Origin of the sequence: Geminicoccus roseus DSM 18922, from assembly GCF_000427665.1 — a bacterium.
GTDB lineage: Bacteria > Pseudomonadota > Alphaproteobacteria > Geminicoccales > Geminicoccaceae > Geminicoccus > Geminicoccus roseus.
This window is the reverse complement of record NZ_KE386572.1, coordinates 1,175,384-1,195,268: the sequence shown is the minus strand read 5'-3', so window position 1 is coordinate 1,195,268 and position 19,885 is coordinate 1,175,384. Positions and strand designations below refer to the sequence as shown.

The following is a 19,885-nucleotide window of genomic DNA, read 5'->3' as shown; positions in this document are numbered from 1 at the left end:
CAGTTGATCACCCAGAAATACTCTCTTCATTTTCATGTCAGTTCGCCGGAAGCAGCTGCGACAAGGAAGCCAGCCTCGACCGGAAGATAAATCGCCGGTAGATAAGCGTGTATTCTGCAGGTATCGCAAGTTTTGTCGCTGCGATCGACGGCTCGAACTGCAGGAATGCTTCAGCGACGATATAGGTCCCTCCGGGGGGCAGCTTCAGATCGGCGGGGAGGCGGCTCCGCACATCCAGGTGGTAGGGGCCCGATCGCTGCCAGTTCAGGACATGGCCCGACACCGAAGTGTCGATCGAGGTCAGGATGATCCGTCCATCCTCGATGAGGTCGTCAGGTTGTGCCAGAACGTTGGCGGAGTGGAAGAACATGGCGAGATCGTTGTTCTGCAGCAAATGATTGAAATCAACGTGATCCCGTATTTCGATGTTGCCTGTTACGAGATCTGCCACCGATGCCGCGACCCGGTCCATCCGCGCGCTTGTCTCGACGAACCGGACCATGTCGATCAGCACCACCGATGCCATGATGAGCGCCGGCACCCAGATCGCGAATTCGATGGCCACGGCGCCGCTCCGGCATCGCCAAAGAATCGAACAGGCGAAGGATCCAGCCCGGCATCTTGTTCGCCCGCGCATGGTCAGAACTTCTCGTTCTGCACGGAGATGCTGGCGCGATGGATGGTCATCCATTCTCCGGTCAGCACCTGGAAGATCGGGCTGGCGAGACTTTGGGCCATCTCGAACTCGTAGAGGACAAAATCGCCGGCGCCTCCCGCGCCACTTCTCGCCATGTCATCATCCCATTGGCCGTTGCCGTTGATATCGGTGAAGGTTTCTCCGGGATCGTAAGCCCCGTTCAGCGGGTTGGTGTCGCTGTAGGGCTCGGCCAGGCTGATGTTCCGGGCATCCGCGTAGACGCGCGTCCTTATCTGCAGCGGGCTGACGGCTCCGTCCTCGCTCAGCCGCGCGGATCCCTGGTCCCAGAGACAGAAGGCGTCGTGGGGAGGAGCAAGCACGGCCTTCGGGCAGACGAAACTGGTCACGATGCGGCGGATCGATTCGATCCGGGTCTCGTTATTGATCACTTGCCCCGTACGGGCAAAGCGCGCCGCAGCTCTTGCGCCGGAGCCCAGAAGAACTTCGCCTGCTGAAATGAAGCCGATCTCGACGATCGCCAGCAAGGTCAGCATGACGCAGGGAGCCAGGATCGCGAATTCGACGGCCGATCCTCCTGCAGGATCACGAACCAGGCGCCGCAAGGAGATTGCAGGCTGGTTGTTCATCCTCAGAAGGACCCGCCGCCCGCCGCGGGAGAGATCTGCCGGTAGAAGGCCAGATTGTCAGCCACTGCCTGGCTGTCGAGTTCGTCCTCCAGGATCTCGCGGGCTGCGGCCAGGTCGCCGCCCATCCCATAGGCGAGCGCCAGGTTGAAACGGGCTTCGGGCAGATAGGCTGGACCGCTCGCCAGGTCGCTCAGGCCGGCGATTGCGGGTCCGATCGAGCCCGACAAGGCCTGGGAGAGCGCCAGATTGTTGGCCACGGCGTGATCGGCCGGATTCCTGGCAAGGATCTTGTTGTAGATCTCCTGGGCTTCTTCATGGCGGGATGAATAGTCGTAAGCGACGGCCAAGCCGTTGCTTGCCCTTCCCTCATCGGGATCGCTTTCCAGGGCCTCCGCAAAATATCCGATGGCGTTCGCAGCATCGCCTTTGGCAAGTGCCACCCGGCCAAGCCCGAGCAGCCCCTCCAATTGTCCGCCCTCGAGCATGCGCATCTGGTCGAAGGCGATGGAAGCTTCCGGAAGAGCGCCGACAACGAAAAATGCTTCGGCAAGGGCGCGCTGTCCTTCAAGCGAGTCGGGATAGCGGGCCATGACCTGGCGCAGGAGCTTGATCCCGCCATCCACGTCGCCGCCAGCCAGGGAGGCATCGGCCAGGCGCAGCAGGCCGCCGATCCCGCTATCTGCCTCCGTGGAGGCGGTGAAGGCTTTGCCTTCGCTCATGTCCGAAGGAGCCATGGCGCAGGCCGAAAGGCTCAGAAGCATGCAGAAGGAGGTCAAGGGTCTGTGGAACGAGGTCATGGCAGGAACATCTCCGCGCGATCATTTCGTGAAGGCATCGATCAAGCCGAGAACAGCCGGTCCGGCTGTCACGATGAACACGGCCGGCATGATGAGCAGCATCAGTGGGAGGGAGAGGAGGGCCGGGAGCTTTCCCGCCTTCTCTTCGAGGGCCAGCAGGCGGAACTGCCGAAGCTCCTGCGCCAGCGCCTTCAAAGCCTGAGTCAGCGGCGTTCCATAGCGAATCGTCTGGATCAGCGTCGCCGTGAGGCTTCGGACTTCGGTCAGGCCGGTACGTCTCGCCAGATTGTCGAGCGCGTCTCGCCGATCGGGCAGGGCCTGCAACTCCGAGATCGTGACCACGAGTTCGTCCGACAGCTCGGGAGCGAGCCGCCCCACCTCGCGAGCAACCCGGGTCAACGTGACATCCAGGCTCTGGCCGGCGTTGGACGTGATGATCATCAGGTCGATCGTGTCCGCGAGCGCGGAGCGGATCCTCTCCCGCCTCCGGCGGCGCAGGTAGCGGATGGCCAGTTCGGGAACGAGACCGGCTGCAATGGCTCCCACCGCGGTCGCTGCCAGGCACTGCCATGGGTTGTCCGCCCATGAACCCTCCCGGGCGACGACGACGGCGGTACCAGCCGCACCCGCAGCAAAGAAGGCCACCTTGATCCCGACAAACCGGATCAGCATGCGAGGATCGCGTATCCCTGCACCCTCCAAAAGCTCTCGCGTCTTCACGCGATCGCGGGCTGCGAGGATAGGCAGGACGATGCTCGCGACTTTCTGGAGCGCGTCGCCGACCACCTGCATCGACGTCACATGCTTCTGCTTCGCCCGTTCGCTTTTTCGCCGTCCGGCGTGGCGGCAGGCACGCTCGGAGAGACGGGCGGCGGCGCTCCATCTGGCTTCAATCGCGAAGATCAGGGCCGCGGCCAGCAGGGCCAGCACGGCGAATGCCGCAGGCAGCAGGCCGCGAAACACATCCGGCTCGCTCATGGCCGGACCCTGGTCAGGAAATGGATGATCGCAATGCCGGCTGCGAGAAGCCCGATGCCCACATAGAGCATCGACCTTCCGGCCCCCGGGACGAGCAACCTCTCGATATGGCCGGGATCAAGGAAATACATCGCTGCGGCGGCGACGAGCGGTATCGCGCCAACCACAACGGCGGACATCCGACCTTCAGCCGTCATGGCCTTGATCTTCAGGCGCAGTTCCTTGCGGCGCCGAAGGATCGTGGCCAGGTTCTCCAGCGTCTCTGCAAGTTGACCGCCGGTCTCCCGCTGCAGAATGAGGGCGGTCACCAGAAAGTCGAAGTCCGGAAGGCAGACGCGGCTGGCCGCCGTCCGCAAGGCATCCTTGAGATCTATGCCCAGATCCAGGGCATTGGAGATAAGCCGGAACTCCGACCGCACGGGATCTGCGATCTCCTGGCCGGCGACCCGGATCGCTTCGGAGATCGGGATCCCCGATCTGGAAGCGCGGATGACAAGCTCGATCGCGTCGGCGAAGCCATTAAGGAATGCAAGCTGCCAACGTCGCTTGAGCTGCCCGTGAAGAAGGGTGCCTGCCAGCAAGGGACAGAGCATCGTGAGCGATATCGCAACGACACTGCCAGAGGCATCTAGAAAATTCAGGGTCAGCAGGCTGAGAATGAAGGTGGCGATCACGACCACCGCGACCAGCCAGATCATCGGCAACCCACCGATACCTACGGCATGCTGCCCGATCCGCTGGCGAAGTCTCTCCAGCCAGGTCGACGGCTCCGACCTGAAGATCTCGATATGCCGCTGCTGTTTCGGCTCTGCCTTGGCTCCACGATGAAGATCCAGGGCCCGCAGCCGGACGCTCGGTCTTGACGGTGACCAGGTGCAGCGGGAGGTTGCTAGGATGGCAGCGCCGAAGCCGACCAGCCCGCCAGCAAATGCCATCATCATGAGGCTGGGCATGGCGTTCAACTCATCGCCTGCTTGAGTTCTTCTTCAAGACCGTAGTAACGGGCCTGAACGACGAAACGCGGCCGCAGGCCGGTCGAGACGAAGTTCCCGATGATCCGCCCGTCATGCGTTTCCTCGAAGGCGAAGTTGAACAGGTCCTGCAGGATGATGACCTCTCCCTCGATGCCGATCACCTCGCTTATCTGCTGAACTCTCCGGACACCGTCACGCATGCGCGATATCTGGATGATCAGATGGACAGCGCTGACGATCTGACTGCGGATCGCCTGCATCGGGAGCCCGGCATTCGCGCTGATCACCATGTTCTCGAGCCGGACCAGGGCATCCCGCGGCGTATTGGCGTGAAGGGTCGTCATCGATCCGTCATGGCCGGTGTTCATCGCCTGGAGGACGTCGAACGCCTCGGCCCCGCGGATTTCGCCGAGAATGATCCGGTCGGGCCGCATGCGCAGGGCGTTCTTGACCAGGTCGCGCTGGTTGATCTCTCCGCTCCGCTCGATGTTGGGCGGACGGGTCTCCAGGCGGACGACATGGGGCTGCTGCAGGCGCAGTTCGGCGGCATCTTCAATCGTGATGATGCGCTCGCCTGGATCGATCATCCGGGAGAGTGCATTCAGCAAGGTGGTCTTGCCGGACCCCGTTCCGCCCGACACGATGATGTTCAGTCGGCACCGGGCGGCGATCTCGAGCAGCCGTCCCATGCCTGGGGACAGGTTGCCGTGCTGGACCATCGTGCTGATGCCGATGCGGTGCTTCGCGAATTTCCGGATCGAGATGCAGGTTCCGTCCAGCGCCAGTGGAGGCAGGACGATGTTGACCCGGCTGCCATCCGCAAGACGCGCATCGACCGTCGGACTGGTCTCGTCGACCCTGCGGCCGACCGAGGCCGCGATGCGCTGCGCGACATTCGTCAGGTGCTCATTGTCGCGGAAGCTGATGTTGGTGAGTTCGAGCAGTCCTCGCCGCTCGACATAGATGTGCTGCGGCCCGTTGATCAGAATGTCGGTGACCGATGCGTCCGCCAGCAAGGGCTCGACCGGCCCCAGGCCGAACATCTCGTCGAGGATGAGCGCCACGATCCGGTCGTACTCCGCGACCGTCATGATCGTCCGTTCCGCCGCAGCAATCTCCACGATGGCCGCCCGCAACTCGTCGGCAAGCTGCTCCCGCCCGCGCAGGATGGCGGCCGAGACGTTGATGCGTGCGAACAGACGGTCGCGGATGCGCTTGAAGCTGGCCGCGAACGTCTTTTCCCCGCTCGATGACGACGGGCCCGGCGCCGCGTCCGTGGACGCATCCAGGATGGAAGCGGGCGCGACGGGTTCGGCAGCCGCCGACGCCTCGGTGACCCTGCGGCCGAACATGGCTCAGCTCCTCCGCATGAACCGGTGCCACCGGCTTCTGGGCGAGATCGACCGTCCGCTGATGCTGGCCGCCAGAGCTTCGACCGTCAGGCGGAACGGGCGGTTGGCGGCGGCCAGCGGCTGGCTCCGGGCGGCACTGTCGATCTGGGCGGTGGCCCTGCGTTCATGGGCAATACGCAGATCGAACTTGCGCTGAAGGGACGTCTCGATGGCATCGACCGCCAGCATACCTGCCGTGGCGGGCCGGTCTTCGTTCAGCACGAGGATCGTGCGCCCGTCGAACGAACCGCTGAGTTCGAGTAGGCGGCCGCAGTCGCGCGTGGCGGTCAGCGACCGGTTGGTGACGACCACCCGAAGTGCTGCGCGCCGCAGCAGATAGGTGTAGACGGGGCCGGGTCGCCTGGGCAGGTCGACGATGACATAGTGATGGTGGTGCTCGAGTATCTTGATGACGTCATCGAGCTGCTCCGCCCTGATGTCCGCCGACTGGTCCCACAGAAGCTCTCCGGTCAGGATCCCCAGGCGGGGGTGGTAGCTCGTCATCGCATTGTCGATGAACTGAGAATCGATCTGGCTGGAGTTCTCGATCGCGCGGAGCAGTCCGTCGCTGGATCGGACGTCGAGTTGCAGAGCCATCGCCTGACCATGCATGTCCATGTCGACGAGGGCCACGCGGCGATGGTCGCGGATGGCCAAGTGCCATCCGAGATTCACGCCGATCGTGGTGGCGCCGACGCCCCCACAGGTACCCGTGACGACCACCAGCTTCCCGCTGCGCGTGCTGGCCGCCCCCAGCACCGGCAAAGGCGAGCCATCCAGATGAGGCTCGATGAGCGCCGGGCTCAAGGGTTTCAGGATGTAGTCGGCGATGCCGAGCTTCAGAAGCGATCGGAACAGGCCGACATCCTGCCGGTTGCCGACGACCAGCACCCGAATGCTGGGCTCGCAGACATCCGCCAGCCGGTCGATCTCGGACAGGGGCAACTCCAGCCCCGAAATGTCGACGATCAGTATCTTTGGCGGGGTCTTCACGGTCTTCAGGTACTCGACAGCCTCGGCGACCCGACCCTGCCGGACATGATGACGGAAGTTGCGATGCTCCTGATCCAGCTGCTCGATCACCGAGCAGCTTTCGGAATCGGACAGGAAGGCTGCGAGCTCGACCGGATCCTGGGAGGTCGACCTAGGTGCTGTACCAAAGGGCAGGGAGAGCATGTGCCTTATCCTCCCGCACCCAGGCTGCGCAGCGCCGGATCCGGCAAAGGCGTGACCTTGTTGGCATGATAGCGCTCGACAGCGCTCGCCGCCCCGGTGGCGGTCGCGGCTCCCGTCGACCCGCCTCCCTGCAGATCGCCCGGATCGGCGATCATGTGCCGGATGTTCGCGGCCTGGGCACAGCCGAGAGCAAATTGGCCAGCCGGCGCCGGGTTGCCGAGAAGGGCATCGAGAGGATGCTCGAGCTGGGCCTTCCGCCAGTCCGGGCATTCCGGCCCCGCCTGTCCGGCTGATGCATCGGCGGACGTGCCGAGAGAGGATCCGGGCTCTCCGAGCGTAGGAAAGGGCGTCGGCTGACAGGCGGTCAGGGCGCCCAGGAGGGCCATCAGCAGGGGCAGTTGATCGTTCATGACAGGAAGAACCTCCCAGCGTCAGTAGACGAAGCCCGCCCGGCCGGTCAGGCGACCCATGCCTCCGGCTGCCGGAGCGACGCGTGCCCCTTTCAGGAGCAGCCGCTCGAACGGGCTGGCGGGAGACAGGCGGCCCAGCGGCGTTTCCAGCGCCTCCGTCGACGCCGGTTTCACGATGTAGGGGGTCACGATGACCACGAGCTCGGTCTCGTTCTTCTGGTAGCTCGACGACGTGAACAGCGCGCCGATGACGGGCAGATCGCCCAGGCCAGGCAGCTTGGTGAGCAGATCCCGGGCGTTCTGCTGGAGAAGCCCGCCGATCACCAGGCTCTGGCCGGAGCCCAGCTCCACCGTGGTCTCCACCCGGCGGACGGTCAGGGCCGGGATGCGCAGGTCGCCGGTCTGCACCGAGCCATTGTTCGATAGCTCGCTGACCTCGGGCCGCACGGTGAGGCTCATCCGGTTCGACGACAGCACCGTCGGGACGAAATCGAGGGCCACGCCGAACTGCTTGAAGTCCACGGAGATCGTGCCGTCGCCCTGAGCGATGGGAATGGGAAACTCCCCGCCGGCGAGGAAGCTTGCCTTCTGGCCCGAGATCGCCGTCAGATTGGGTTCGGCCAGGGTGCGCGCCAGCCCCTCCTGATCGAGGGCGTCGATCAGGGTGTCCACGCTCACATTGCTGCTCCGATAGCTTCCCACATAGGATCCAGCCTGGCCCGGAGCCAGGCCGATGCCTGTGCTCCCGACGACCGGAGCTGCGGCGCCGGAAACGAGAAAGTCGCGACCGCTGAGAAAACCGAAGGTGATGTCCCCGGCGCTGAACAGGGCCTGCCAGTTGATGCCGAGCCGCTGATCGATCGACTTGGAGACTTCCGCGATGCGCACGCGGATACTCACCTGGGTCGCGATGTCGACCTTCAGCCGGTCGATCACCTGTTCCTTGTCGCCGACCACCCCGCGGATCGTGGCGAGAACCGCCTGGGCTTCCTGGGGCGTTCCGACGCTGCCCTCGACCATCAGGGTGTTCGGCGCCGAGGTGAGCAGGATCCGCTGGCCGGGAAAGCGCTCCTTGAGGATGTCGTTCAGGACGTCCAGGTTGTGGTTGATGCGCACATCCCGGGCCACGATCATCCGGCCGTTCTGGTCCAGCGCATAGAACGTCGTGCGGCCCGACCGGACGCCGAACACGATGATCGTCCTGGGCCCGCCGACCTGCACGTCCGCCAGCGTCGGGTCGGCGACGAAGACGGTCTGGGCCGGGGCCGGGAGATGGATGACCTGCGCCTCGCCTATGTCCACCACGAGACGAGGGAGCGCAGCGGTCTCCCCGTGGGCCGGCTCCGGCCGGACGAGGAATACTGTCGCCGCGAGCACCATCCAGGACAGGCGGCCAGCAAAGGCCCATCGAGTCGACATCGCTAGATCACCTCTACTCGCTCGTGACGGCCGAAGCCGCACCACGCAGCACCCTGACAGGATGAACCGGCGCCGCGGCGGGAGGACCGCCAGCCTCCCGGGGCAGGTTGCCCCGGAGCGCGGACGAGACATCCTCGGCCCAGACCGGCGGCGCGGCCTGCTCGAGCGCTGCGCTGGCAGCCGGGTCCGCGGTGCCGGCCGGCTGGTTCTCGATGTTGCGCAGCAGGCTCCTCAGGCTCAGGGACAGCTTGCCCAGTCCCGAAGCCAGCGTGACCTTCTGGGCATCCGTCTGATCGACCTCGAGCGTGATCGTCCGCGCGATCTTGTCGGTGTCGCGCTGCTTCAAATCTTCATTCAGGTTCTGGTCGACGGCGATGACCCGCACGTCCTGCAGGATCGTCTCGGTGGCGAGGCGCTGGCCGGTGGCGGCGACATCGAAACGATGGAGATCCTGGGTGAGGATCACGTCGATCCGGTCGCCCGGAAAGATATGGCCGGCATTCCCGGAGACGGCATCGACGGCGATCGAGATCGCCCGCATGCCGGGACGCAGCACGGCCGCCAGGAAGCCTTCCTGGCCAGGCATGAGGAGCTTGCTCCGGGTGATCGGCTCGCCCGCCACGATGGGCGCCACCACCACCGAGCCCACCACGTCCTGGCCCGGATGCACGTCGCGGGTCACCATGTCGTCCGTGACCTTGCCGCTCCAGTCCTGGAAGGTGGCGCTGCCCGCGTCCAGGAAGGTGCCGACCTGGAACGTGCGCGTGGCGACCCGTATGGCCGGCAGGGGCTTCGACGCCAGGGCCGCACCCGGCTCCGGCGTTTCGAGCAGAGCCGGGCCGAAGATGGCCGCGACCACGGCGAAGCTGCCGGCCACGGCCAGCCGGATCAGGGTGGATGTCATCCTACGGCCCTCCAAGCCCGGCAGTCGCCACGACCCAGAAGGTCGAGGCGGCGATCGCGACGCCGTAGGGCACGGTCATGGCAGGAGCCGCCGCCGGTCCGGACAGCCACCGCCTGCACCTCGACCAGGCCACCAGGATGAGGGCGATGCCCCCTCCCAGGAGCGCCGTGGCCAGGAGCAGGGCGGCCAAGCCGTTCCAGCCCGTCCATAGGCTGCACGCAGCCAGCAGCTTGACGTCGCCGCCGCCCAGCAGGCGGCCCCAGTACAGCAGCGTGGCGAACATCAGGACCAAGCCGCCCAGGAAAACATTCCCCATCGCCTCGGAGATGCTGAGCTCGACCAGGGCATGCAGGACGAAACCCAGCACCAGCACCAGGGACACCTCATTGGGAATGATCCGGCGGCTGATGTCCGAAATCGAGGCTGCCAGAAGAACCGGAAGCAGAAGCAAGGTCCAGATATCCGCCATCTCGGATTTCCTGCGTCCCAGCCGCGACGGCTGGACTGGCGTCATGCATCCAGAAAGATGAAGTTCCTCTGCCCGCCTCGACCCGGGAGGCGGAGCGGGCAGAAGATTGCTTCACGGAGACGTGCCGCTCGGGATGGCGTTGATGATGGCGGTCATCTTCTGGGACAGCGCACCCATCACGCCCGTGGTGGAGTCGCCCATGATGGCGACCAGGGCGACCGCAACGGCGCCTGCCATCACGGCATACTCGATCGCGGTGACGCCACGCCGGTCCGACCACAGCGCCTTCACGCCCATCAACAACTTGATCATGTGCCGTGTCCAAATGATTCCTCGGGGGGCATGGCGACATCTTCCGGGTTGTTTCCCGTTGCCCGCGCCATGCGGACATCCTGACGCCAACAACTTAACAAAGTATGAGCGCCAAGCATTTTGCTTGCCTCCGACCAGCGCCTTCCCGAGAGCGTGTGGATGCCGGCAGATCCGGCCCCGAACCCGGTCCGCATCTGGTCCAGTGGGGCGAAGCGGGCAGTTCTCGCCAGCGAAACAGCCGCCATCACCGGTGCGGGGATGGCCCGGCGGTGCCCGTGATCCATCATGGTGCGCGCCCACACACTGCAGCTTGGTACGCCATAGAGATCGTCGACCGAGCCTGCTGCGGAGCCGGGTCCTCGCGGCCTGGCCAGGACAGGGAACGCCGCCAGCCGGAAGCCAGGGCGGGTGCGGCGGCCTTTCGGCGGCTGGGGAAGGAAGCTCTTTGGCGGAGAACCGCGGATCAGCCGCGCGAGGGGCGTCCGCCAGCGGGCTTGCCTGGTCCTGGGCATGCGCCTGAAACCGGAGCGGGCTCGGCATGAGGGCATCCGGCAGGAGCCGGTACGCAGTTCAAGAACCAAGTCCTAGACGTACTTATGGCGATCTGAGCGAGGCTGGCCGCGCCGCTGCTCCTGCGAGGGGCCGGCGTCGGGTTCATCCGGCGGCGAGCACTTGCCGGAGCCGCCCGTCGAGCTCCTGAACTCGCGGACGTTCCCACGGCCGCAGGCACGCGGACGGGGCGTGGCCGGCCCCGCGATCCATCATCCAGGCCCGGAAGAAGGCCGATGGGACTGAGCCGGACCCCGCATCCGACAGCCTGACCATCGCCGGGCGTGGTCGTGGCGCTGGCCAGGGCCGCCCAACCCCGCGGCTGGCGTTCCTGCCTGCTGGAGGACCGGCGTTCAGCCGATGTCGATCACCTCGACCTGCACGGTGCGCTCGGCCCCGGCCCGCTGGACGGTGAGCTCCACCTCGTTGCCGATGCCGGCTGCCGCCAGCTTCTCGGCAAGCTCGGCGACCGTGCGGACGCGCTGCCCGTCGACATGGGTGATCACGTCGCCGATCTCCTGGGCCTGGGGGTTGATCCCCCGCAGCCCCGCCTGCTCGGCGGCGGATCCGGGCAGGATCTCCGCGATCACGATCCCCGGCGCCTCCAGGCCGGCCGCGACCGTCTCGTCCAGCGTGGTGATGCCGATCCCGGGCCGGGGGGCATGGCCCTGGCTGATCAGCTGCGGGACGATCTCGTTGACCACGTCGACCGGCACCGCGAAGCCGACACCGGCGAAGCTGCCGGTTTCCGAGTAGATCGCGGTGTTGACCCCGATCAGCCGGCCGGCGGCGTCGAGCAGCGGCCCTCCGGAATTGCCGGGATTGATCGCGGCATCGGTCTGGATCACGCCGCGGATCTCGCGGCCGGACCCGGTCGGCAGGCGACGATCGAGCGCGCTGACGATGCCCGCCGACATCGAGCGGCTGAGGCCGAAGGGGTTGCCGATCGCATAGACCGTCTGGCCGACCGTGAGGTCGCTGGAACTGCCGAGCGGGATCGGTTCCACCAGGTCCAGCGGAACCTTGGGCCGCAGCACGGCCAAGTCGTAGTCCGGCGCCGCGCCGATGACCTGGGCCGGGATCGGCCGCTCGATGCCGAACCGCACGATCACCTCGCCAAAGCCGGCCACCACATGATGGTTGGTGACGATATGCCCGGCCTGGTCCCAGACGAAGCCGGAGCCGGTTCCGACCCTGCCGCTTCCGCCGGTCGCCACCAGCGGCACCGCGCCTGCCCGCAGCGCGAACACCTCGGTGGCGTTGCGCTCGAACTCCGCCAGGTCTGCCCGCGCGGTGACGGGCCTGGGGCTGTCGCTGGCGAACAGCCAGGCGCGCAGATAGGGCTCGGCGGTCCACAAGGTCGCCAGGAACAGGAACCAGAGAATTCCGAAGCGGAGCAACCGGACAGGCAATTCGACTTCCTCGTTCCGTCCGGCCTTGGCCGGCACCGGGTAGAACTTCCAGGTTTGTTGCAAGGCTGGCTACGCTGGCGCGGCCGTCTGCGAAGCCCGCCAGCGCCCGGCCCGGTTCCGTGGCTCCTGCCGAGATTGGCCGTGGCGCCAAAAGATCCAAGGAATATCACGCAGCGGACCGGTGGCGAGGCAACTTTTCGGCCTGTGCCGGGGTTGAACGGGATAATCAATCCACCCGATCCATCCGGAGACGATCGAGCATGCAGCCCCCTGTGTCGGACGACGAGGCGGTCGAGGCCGCAATCGAGCACAAGGGACAGGCGCTCACTGAGGACGAACAGGACGACATCCACGAGCACCGCAAGCTGCGCCCCCTGGCCGTCTACGAGGTCATCCGGCGCGAAGGGGTCGAGGAACTGTCCCGGCCGACCGCGGGCCTGTGGTGGTCGGGGCTGGCCGCCGGGCTCTCGATCGGCTTCTCCGTGGTGGCCGAGGGGGCGCTCCATGTGGCGCTCCCGGATGCGCCATGGCGCCCGCTCGTGGAGAATTTCGGCTATGCCGTAGGCTTCCTGATCGTGATCCTGGCCCGCCAGCAGCTGTTCACCGAGATCACCCTCACGGCGGTGCTCCCGATCATCTACCGGCCCAGCCGGCGCAAGCTCCTCGCCCTGGCAAGGCTGTGGAGCGTGGTGTTCCTAGCGAACATGGCAGGCACGGCCATGTTCGCCGCGGCGTGCCTCACCGGCCTCCTGCTTCCTGAGCACATCCTTGCCGGCATGCTCGACGTCAGCCGGCACCTGGCCGAGCTGTCGCCAGGGGAGGCGTTCTGGCGGGGGATCGTCGCCGGCTGGATGATCGCGACCCTGGTCTGGATGCTGCCGTCCGCTGAGACCGCCCGCAGCGCCGTCATCGTGCTGATGACCTACCTGATCGCGCTGTTCGACCTGGCGCATGTGGTGGCCGGGTCGATGGAGATCTTCATGCTGGTCCTGGCGGGCGAACTCGCGCTCCTGCAGGCGCTGTCTGGCTACATCCTGCCGATGCTTTGCGGCAACGTGATCGGCGGGTCGGCGCTGTTCGCCCTGCTCGCCTATGGCCAGGTCCGCGAGGAACTTGAGGTCGGCTGAGCCTGGCCACCCCGAGGGGGGTCGGCGCGCTCGGTGGCATGTCCTTCGGCGGCCTGCCCGTCCGCCAAGGTGATGCTCTTGACCACGGCGAACACCGGCCGCCCGACCTCCAGGCCCAGCATGGCGATGGCGCGCCTCGTCACCTGGGCGACCAGGGCGTCGCCATGGCAGTCCAGCCGGACATCGACCACCGGGCCATCCGTCCTCCCGATCTCGGCGATGCGTCCCGCCAGGATGTTCTGGGCGCTCAGATGGTCGGGGCGGGCGGTCGCCAGGGTGACGTCGCGGGCGCGGATGCGCAGCCGCACCATCGTGCCGGGCGGGCGCGCCAGGGCCGGGACGAACAGCCGGCCGGCCGGCGCCTCCAGGATGCTGAGCGCGTACTCCGGCTCGTGGCCGATCAGGCGGGTGTCGAGCAAGGCGCCAGCCTCGGACCGCTCGCTGCCCTGGAACATGTCGAGCCTGGCCATCACGCCGCGCGCCTCGCCGGCGGCCGCGACCCGGCCCTCGGAAAGAACCACGATGCCGGTCGCCAGCCTTGCGATCTCGGCCACGGCATGGCTGACATAGACGATCGGGACCTGCGCCTGGTCGCGCAGCCGCTCGATGAACGGCAGGATCTCCGCCTTGCGGCTCTCATCCAGCGACGCCAGCGGCTCGTCCATCAGGAGCAGGCGCGGGCTCGCCATGAGCGCCCGGCCGATCGCGACCCGCTGCTTCTCGCCCCCCGACAGATCCGCCGGCCGGCGCTCCAGGAGGTGGCCGATCCCGAGCATCGCGACCACCGCCTCCGGGTTTGCCACGGCTTCGGATCGCGGCGTGAACCAGCGGCCATAGGCCAAATTCTGCCGGACGGTCAGGTGCGGGAACAGCCGGGCATCCTGGAAGACATAGCCGATCCGGCGGCGATGGACCGGGACGAACAGGCCCTGCGCGGTGTCGAGGAGCGGCACCCCGTCCAGGACGATCCGCCCTTCCGCCGGCCGGTTCAGGCCGGCGATCGCGTTGACCAGCGTGGTCTTGCCGGAACCGGACCGCCCGAACAGCGCGGTCAGGCCGCCGGCGCCGGTGAAGGCGACGTCCAGCCGGAAGTCGCCCTGCCGGTGACGGATCCGGACCTCCAGGCTCATGCGCCGATCCGGCGGGCGATGCGGCGCGCCAGCAACTCCGAGCCGATCAGGGCGGCCATCGAGATCGCCACCGAGACCAGGACCAGGCGCAGGGCGCCGGCCTCGCCGTCGGGGACCTGGGTGAGCGTGTAGATGGCGCTCGGCAACGTCTGGGTCTCGCCCGGGATGTTCGAGACGAAGGTGATGGTGGCGCCGAACTCGCCCAGCGCTTTGGCGAAGGACAGGATCATCCCGGCGACGATGCCCGGCAGGATCAGCGGCAGGGTGACGGTCAGGAACACCCAGGCCGGCCGGGCCCCGAGCGTCCCGGCAGCATCCTCCAGGCGGCGGTCGACCGCCTCGATCGACAGGCGGATGGCGCGGACCATCAGGGGAAACGCCATGATCGCGCAGGCCAGTGCGGCACCGGTCCAGCGGAACGAGAAGACGATGCCGAACTCCGCAAGAAAGCTACCGAGCGGCGCCCGGCGGCCCAGGGTGAGGAGCAGGAGATAGCCGGTCACCACCGGGGGCAGCACCAGGGGCAGGTGAACGATCGTGTCCAGGACCGAGCGGCCCCAGAACCGGCCGCGCGCCAGGAGCATGGCGACCGCCAGACCGAACGGCAGGCTCCACAGCATGGCCACCAGCGAGACGCGCAGGCTCAAGAGCACGGCGGTCCACTCGTCGGGGCTCAGCCAGTCGGTCATCGGGATCCGGCGCCGGAGATCGGGGCGCTCAGGATGCCGGAGGAACCAGCACGGTGAAACCGGCCTTGCGGAAGGCCGCCGCCGCTTCCGCTCCCTGAAGGAAAGCGAGGAAGGCGGCGGCCTCCGGACGGGCGTCCTCGGCAGCGACCAGGGCGGCGGGATAGATGATCGGCGGATGGCTGGCTGGCGGGAACGTGCCGACGATTTCGACCTCGTCGGTGCTGGCCGCGTCGCTGGCATAGACGATGCCCAAGGGCGCCTCGCCCCGGGCAACCAGGGCCAGGGCCGCGCGGACATTGTCGGCCTGGGCCAGCCTCGGCTGGGCGGCCGGCCATGCTTCAAGGCTCTGCAGGGCCGCCTTGGCGTATCTGCCGGCCGGCACCGAATCGACCTGCCCCACCGCCAGCCGGCCCTGGCCCAGCGCAGCCGCCAGATCCATGCCCGGCCCGATCTGCAGTTCCCTGCGCGGCGCCCCTGCGGGTGCGATCAGCACCAGCGCGTTGCCGAGCAGGTCGATGCGGCTGGCAGGGTCGATCAGGCCCTGGCCGTCCAGATAATCCATCCAGGACAGGTCGGCGGAGATGAACAGGTCGGCCGGCGCGCCCGCCTCGATCTGCTTGGCCAGCGCGGAACTCGCCGCGTAGGAGGCCACCACGTCCGTGCCGGTGCGGGTGGTGAACGCGGCCATCGCCTCGTCCAGCGCATTCTTCAGGCTGGCGGCGGCGAACACGGTGATCGTCTCGCCGGCACGCGCGCCCGCCGGAAGAAGAAGGCCCAGCGCCAGGAGCGCGGCGACGAGCGGGCGACGGCTGAACATGCGGCCTCCGGGAGCGACATTTCCATCAGGATATATCGCCCCCGGAGATCCGCCAAGCTCAGGCGGCTGCGCGGTCGATCCGGCTGGAGGCGACCAGCGCCTGGTCGAGATCGGCCAGGATGTCGTCGATATGCTCGATGCCGATGCTCAGGCGGACATAGCCGTCGGTGACGCCGGTCTGCAGTTGCTCCTCCGGCGAGAGCTGGGAGTGGGTGGTCGTGGCCGGATGGATCGCCAGGGAGCGCGAATCGCCGATATTGGCGACATGGTAGAAGAGCTGCAGGGCGTCGATGAAGCGCCGGCCGGCTTCCAGGCCACCCTTCAGCTCGAAGCCGAGCAGGCCACCATAGCCGCCCTTCAGGTAGGTGTCGGCGCGGCGGCGCGCTTCGCCTTCCTGCACGCTCGGATGGATGACCTTGGCCACTTCCGGACGGCCCTTCAGCCAGGCCGCCACCGCCGAGGCGTTCTTGACGTGCTCGCGGATCCGCAGCGGCAGGCTTTCCACGCCCTGGATCGCCAGGAAGGCGTTGAGCGGCGCGATCGCGGCGCCCAGGTCGCGCAGCAGGGTGACGCGCGCCTTGATGATGTAGGCGATCGGCCCCAGCGGCTTCACCGCCTCGACCCAGACGGCGCCGTGGTAGCTGGGATCCGGCCGGTTCAGCAGCGGCTGGCGCGCCGGAACCGCCGCCCAGTCGAAGTTGCCGCCGTCGATGATGATGCCGCCGATCGAGGACCCGTGACCGCCGATATACTTGGTGAGCGAGTGCACCACGATCGCAGCACCATGGTCGAGCGGCCGGCAGAGCAGCGGTGCAGCGGTGTTGTCGATGATCAGCGGAATGCCCAGCGGCCGGCCGATCTCGGCCACCTCGCGGATCGGGAAGACCTGCAGCTTCGGGTTGGGCAGGGTCTCGGCATAATAGGCGCGGGTGCGCTCGTCGGTGGCGCGCCGGAAATTCTCCGGATCGGCCGGGTCGACGAAGCGGACCTCGATGCCCTGCTGCTTCAGCGTGTTGGCGAACAGGTTCCAGGTGCCGCCATAGAGGTCGGTGGAGGCGACGATGTTGTCGCCTGCTTCCGCCAGGTTCTGCACCGAGAACGCCGAGGCCGCCTGGCCCGACGCCAGAGCCAGGCCCGCGACGCCGCCCTCCAGGGCCGCCAGGCGCTTTTCCAGGGCGTCCTGGGTCGGGTTCATGATCCGGGTGTAGATGTTGCCGAGCTCTTCCAGGCCGAACAGCTTGCGGGCGTGGTCGGTGTCGCGGAACTGGTAGGACGTGGTCTGGTAGATCGGCACGGCGACGGCGCCGGTGGCCGGATCGCTCCGCCAGCCGGCGTGAAGCGCGAGCGTCTGCGGATGCTGGGACTTGAGGTCCGACATGGAACGTTTCTCCAAGGAGCGCAGAATGTGGCCGGATCAGCCGGCGTGCCGGGGACCGGTCCTGCGGGTTGGCAGGCGGTTCTCCGCGAGCGCGTGCTTCATGGCATGGGCGGCGTGCTGGACCTGTTCCAGGCGGACGAAGCGGCTGCCGTCGAGCAGGCGATAGGCAGGATCGGCCGCGACGAAGCGGAAGGCGGAACCGGTCTTGAGCAGCAGGCCGACATGGCGGTCGTCGACGACCACGTGCAGGGTACCAGCATCCATGGTCGTCGTTTCCCCAGAACCGGAGGAGGGCGGGAACGGCACGCGCGGCGGAGAGGCGGAGTTCAGCCGGTGATGGGGCGCATCATGGCGCCGAGGGAGAAGAATGCAGGGATATTCATGAATGGCTCGCCCTTCCCGAAGGTGAACCACGACAATGTCGTGGCGCTTTAGCGTTTGGTGACGCGGCGCAAGCTGGACCGTCAAATGACCGCGGCCGGGCCTGGGCCCGACGGCCGAGAGTTATATCCTGGTCCGGCGGCGCTTCAATCGTCGCGGCGGGCCGGACGAATCAGGAATACTAAGCGCTGCTTGAAGCAGCCGCCGGCAGGAGCCTTTGGGAAGTGGCGACGAATCTTGGCGCGCCGTGTCTTGTCGCGGCCCGCGGGGTTCCTGCAGATGGTCCAGGGGACCCCCAGGCGGCCGGACCAGGACCGCGGGGGCAGGCAGGACGGCTGGAGGTGCGGCGTGCGTGCGACGAGACGGAGACCTGGACTGGAAGTTGCTGCGCTTACGGCAGCAACCAGCCTGCTGCTGGGGGCCTGCGCGGCCCAGCCGAAGGACGATCCGGAAATCCAGGACGTCTCGACGGTGCATTATCTTTGCGGCGACGGCTCGAAGCTTGGCGTGTGGTTCGAGCCCGACACCGCGATCGTCAGCGTCAACGGCGGCGAGACGGTGATCCTGCAGCAGCAGCGCTCCGGCTCGGGCATCCGCTATGCGGTGGACGGCATCGAGCTCAGCGGCAAGGGCGACGCGGCGACCTGGACCAACGGCGAGGCCCCGCCCACCGAATGCCATGTGGTCGACGACCAGCCGGCATCCACCAACCAGGGCATGTAGCCGGCCGGCCCGGCTGCAGCCTTGCGGGCGGGCGAGGACGGGGTCGCCCTAGCGGAAGACCAGGGATTGATGGGTCGCGGCGCCGGCCATGGCGCCATCGCCCACGGCCAGCGACACCGACCCGGCGGCACGGGCCGCATCGCCGCAGGCGAACACCCCGGGCACGCTCGTCTCCTTCCGGGCATCGGTGCGGATGAATGGGCCCATCGGCCCCTCCTCCAGGGCGCAGCCGAGTTGTTCCACGAGCGGGCTCGCAAAGCTGGTGCGGGGCATCAGGAACAGCCCCTGCAGCGCGATGCTGTGCCCGTCCTGCAGGTGTACCGTGGCCCGCTCGCCCCCGATCCGCAGGACGGGCGTCTCCTCGATCGCCACCCCGCGCGCGGCCAGGGCCCGCCGCTGCTCTGCATCCGGCTGGCAGGTCCCGTTGGTGAACAGGGTCGTCGGCCCCCATTCGGGGATCATCATGGCCTGGTGGAACCAGGCGTCGCTGGTCGCGAGCACGCCGAGGGATCCTCGATCCAGTTCGTAGCCGTCGCAATACGGGCACATGAAGACGCTGCGCCCCCAGCGCTCCTGGAGACCACGGATGTCCGGCAGGCTGTCGACGACCCCGGTCGCGAGCAGCAGGCGGCGCGCCATGCGCATCTCGCCGGTTTGGAGCGTCACGCGGAAGCCGTTGCCCTCCGGACTTGCGGCAACTGCCTCGTCCTCGATCCAGGCCACGCTGGGATAGGCCAGGAGCTGGGCGCGGGCCTCGGCGGCGATGGCGCCGGGCGGCTGCCCGTCCTGGCCAAGGAAGCCGTGGGAGGCCTTGGCGAAGCGGTTGCGCCGCAGGCCGGCATCGACCACCAGGATGTCGCGCCGACCCCGGGCGAGCTGGAGCGCCGCAGCCATCCCGCTGTAGCTGCCCCCGACGATGATGACGTCATGCTGCATGGGATGACCCTCCGTTCGGACACGAGCGGCCGGCGAGGCGGCGGTGGAAGTCGGCGGAGAGCGTGGCCAGGGTGACCTCGCCCAGCCGCTGCACGAGGAGTTCTTCGGCCTTGCGCAAGGCATCGCCCAAGGCGTCGTTCACCGCCTGCTCGACCAGGCAGGCCGGCTGTTCCGTCTTGTGGCCGATGGCGAAGACCCTGGGAGCGCCGAGGGCAGCGTAGATGTCGCGCAGGGTGACGGCCTCCAGGTCGCAGGCAAGCCGCCAGCCGCCCCCATGCCCCTTTTCGGAACGCACCAGCCCCATTTCCCGCAATCCCGCCATGGTCCGGCGCACCACGACCGCATGGGTGCCCATGCACCGGGCCAGGGCTTCGGAGGTCATGGGTTCGTCCTGCTGGGCCATGTGGAGCAGGGCATGAAGCACGGCGGAGAGGCGGCTGTCGCAGATCATGTAACTCTTGGTGATACATGATTGGCTGCCCGTCAAGGGTGGCGGGCTGCCGGCCCGCATGGAGAGATGCGCGCTGCCAGGATTGTTCTGCTCGTATTTTCAGGCGAGGCGCCGCGAGCGCCCGCTTGGCGCCGGGCTTCCACGGCGGGTGCCATTCATGGGCAGCAGCCGCCGGTCC

Annotated in this window: 22 protein-coding genes; 2 read left to right on the top strand and 20 right to left on the bottom strand. The window is 67.3% G+C overall.

The window, feature by feature from the left end; all coding sequences use genetic code 11:
* Positions 1-37 precede the first annotated feature (37 nt).
* The 13 genes from GEMRO_RS0106715 to GEMRO_RS0106650 form a co-directional block, all read right to left on the bottom strand.
* Positions 38-565, bottom strand: coding sequence for a TadE/TadG family type IV pilus assembly protein (locus GEMRO_RS0106715; protein ID WP_027133390.1), 528 nt, complete (start codon positions 563-565; stop codon positions 38-40).
* A 74-nt stretch (positions 566-639) separates the two neighbouring features.
* Complete coding sequence (locus tag GEMRO_RS32450; protein WP_084506628.1) at positions 640-1,284, bottom strand: TadE/TadG family type IV pilus assembly protein; 645 nt, start codon at positions 1,282-1,284, stop codon at positions 640-642.
* 2 nt (positions 1,285-1,286) lie between these two features.
* A complete protein-coding gene (locus GEMRO_RS32445) occupies positions 1,287-2,081 on the bottom strand; it encodes a tetratricopeptide repeat protein (RefSeq protein WP_051328774.1) in 795 nt (264 codons plus the stop codon).
* 21 nt (positions 2,082-2,102) lie between these two features.
* On the bottom strand, positions 2,103-3,059 hold the full coding sequence (locus tag GEMRO_RS0106700; RefSeq protein WP_027133389.1) for a type II secretion system F family protein: 957 nt from the start codon (positions 3,057-3,059) through the stop codon (positions 2,103-2,105).
* A complete protein-coding gene (locus tag GEMRO_RS28050; RefSeq protein ID WP_051328773.1) occupies positions 3,056-4,012 on the bottom strand; it encodes a type II secretion system F family protein in 957 nt (318 codons plus the stop codon). The genes GEMRO_RS0106700 and GEMRO_RS28050 overlap by 4 nt, the downstream gene beginning before the upstream one ends.
* Before the next feature lie 5 nt (positions 4,013-4,017).
* Positions 4,018-5,385, bottom strand: a complete 1,368-nt coding sequence (locus tag GEMRO_RS0106690; RefSeq protein ID WP_027133388.1) for a CpaF family protein — start codon at positions 5,383-5,385, stop codon at positions 4,018-4,020.
* A 3-nt stretch (positions 5,386-5,388) separates the two neighbouring features.
* Positions 5,389-6,600: an AAA family ATPase gene (locus GEMRO_RS0106685; protein ID WP_027133387.1), complete on the bottom strand. Its 1,212-nt coding sequence runs from the start codon at positions 6,598-6,600 to the stop codon at positions 5,389-5,391.
* A gap of 5 nt (positions 6,601-6,605) precedes the next feature.
* A complete protein-coding gene (locus GEMRO_RS34075; protein ID WP_051328772.1) occupies positions 6,606-7,010 on the bottom strand; it encodes a CpaD family pilus assembly lipoprotein in 405 nt (134 codons plus the stop codon).
* Positions 7,011-7,031: 21 nt separating this feature from the next.
* The gene (locus GEMRO_RS0106670) at positions 7,032-8,429 is read right to left on the bottom strand and encodes a type II and III secretion system protein family protein (RefSeq protein ID WP_169728325.1); all 1,398 of its coding nucleotides are present in this window, start codon (positions 8,427-8,429) and stop codon (positions 7,032-7,034) included.
* Between the two features lie 13 nt (positions 8,430-8,442).
* Positions 8,443-9,333 carry a Flp pilus assembly protein CpaB gene (cpaB, locus tag GEMRO_RS28040; RefSeq protein WP_051328770.1) on the bottom strand — a complete coding sequence of 297 codons (891 nt, stop codon included), beginning with the start codon at positions 9,331-9,333 and terminating at the stop codon, positions 8,443-8,445.
* A 1-nt stretch (position 9,334) separates the two neighbouring features.
* Positions 9,335-9,802 (bottom strand): A24 family peptidase, encoded by a 468-nt coding sequence (locus tag GEMRO_RS28035; RefSeq protein ID WP_051328769.1) that lies wholly within the window; start codon positions 9,800-9,802, stop codon positions 9,335-9,337.
* A 111-nt stretch (positions 9,803-9,913) separates the two neighbouring features.
* Positions 9,914-10,114, bottom strand: coding sequence for a Flp family type IVb pilin (locus tag GEMRO_RS34070; protein ID WP_051328768.1), 201 nt, complete (start codon positions 10,112-10,114; stop codon positions 9,914-9,916).
* Between the two features lie 902 nt (positions 10,115-11,016).
* Positions 11,017-12,075 (bottom strand): S1C family serine protease, encoded by a 1,059-nt coding sequence (locus GEMRO_RS0106650; RefSeq protein WP_027133384.1) that lies wholly within the window; start codon positions 12,073-12,075, stop codon positions 11,017-11,019.
* Between the two features lie 260 nt (positions 12,076-12,335).
* On the opposite strand from GEMRO_RS0106650, the gene GEMRO_RS0106645 reads away from it, so the two are divergent.
* Entirely contained in the window at positions 12,336-13,202 is an 867-nt protein-coding gene (locus GEMRO_RS0106645; RefSeq protein ID WP_084506618.1) for a formate/nitrite transporter family protein, read from the top strand.
* On the opposite strand, the gene modC is transcribed toward GEMRO_RS0106645, so the two are convergent.
* The 5 genes from modC to GEMRO_RS0106620 are packed head-to-tail and all read right to left on the bottom strand — an operon-like array spanning position 13,166 to position 17,480.
* Positions 13,166-14,332 carry a molybdenum ABC transporter ATP-binding protein gene (gene modC / locus GEMRO_RS28030; protein WP_084506616.1) on the bottom strand — a complete coding sequence of 389 codons (1,167 nt, stop codon included), beginning with the start codon at positions 14,330-14,332 and terminating at the stop codon, positions 13,166-13,168. The genes GEMRO_RS0106645 and modC overlap by 37 nt on opposite strands.
* The gene (gene modB / locus GEMRO_RS0106635) at positions 14,329-15,021 is read right to left on the bottom strand and encodes a molybdate ABC transporter permease subunit (RefSeq protein ID WP_027133382.1); all 693 of its coding nucleotides are present in this window, start codon (positions 15,019-15,021) and stop codon (positions 14,329-14,331) included. The genes modC and modB overlap by 4 nt, the downstream gene beginning before the upstream one ends.
* Before the next feature lie 28 nt (positions 15,022-15,049).
* Positions 15,050-15,838, bottom strand: coding sequence for a molybdate ABC transporter substrate-binding protein (gene modA, locus GEMRO_RS0106630; RefSeq protein WP_027133381.1), 789 nt, complete (start codon positions 15,836-15,838; stop codon positions 15,050-15,052).
* Between the two features lie 58 nt (positions 15,839-15,896).
* A complete protein-coding gene (locus GEMRO_RS0106625) occupies positions 15,897-17,216 on the bottom strand; it encodes an O-acetylhomoserine aminocarboxypropyltransferase/cysteine synthase family protein (protein WP_027133380.1) in 1,320 nt (439 codons plus the stop codon).
* A 36-nt stretch (positions 17,217-17,252) separates the two neighbouring features.
* Entirely contained in the window at positions 17,253-17,480 is a 228-nt protein-coding gene (locus GEMRO_RS0106620; protein ID WP_027133379.1) for a hypothetical protein, read from the bottom strand.
* Between the two features lie 465 nt (positions 17,481-17,945).
* Between GEMRO_RS0106620 and GEMRO_RS34610 the strand changes: the two genes are divergently transcribed.
* Positions 17,946-18,320: an MliC family protein gene (locus GEMRO_RS34610; protein ID WP_169728324.1), complete on the top strand. Its 375-nt coding sequence runs from the start codon at positions 17,946-17,948 to the stop codon at positions 18,318-18,320.
* Between the two features lie 48 nt (positions 18,321-18,368).
* Here GEMRO_RS34610 and GEMRO_RS0106610 read toward each other — a convergent pair whose 3' ends face one another.
* A complete protein-coding gene (locus GEMRO_RS0106610; protein ID WP_027133378.1) occupies positions 18,369-19,256 on the bottom strand; it encodes an NAD(P)/FAD-dependent oxidoreductase in 888 nt (295 codons plus the stop codon).
* Positions 19,246-19,707 carry an Rrf2 family transcriptional regulator gene (locus GEMRO_RS0106605; protein WP_027133377.1) on the bottom strand — a complete coding sequence of 154 codons (462 nt, stop codon included), beginning with the start codon at positions 19,705-19,707 and terminating at the stop codon, positions 19,246-19,248. Before GEMRO_RS0106605 ends, GEMRO_RS0106610 begins: the two co-directional genes overlap by 11 nt.
* Positions 19,708-19,885: the final 178 nt, after the last annotated feature.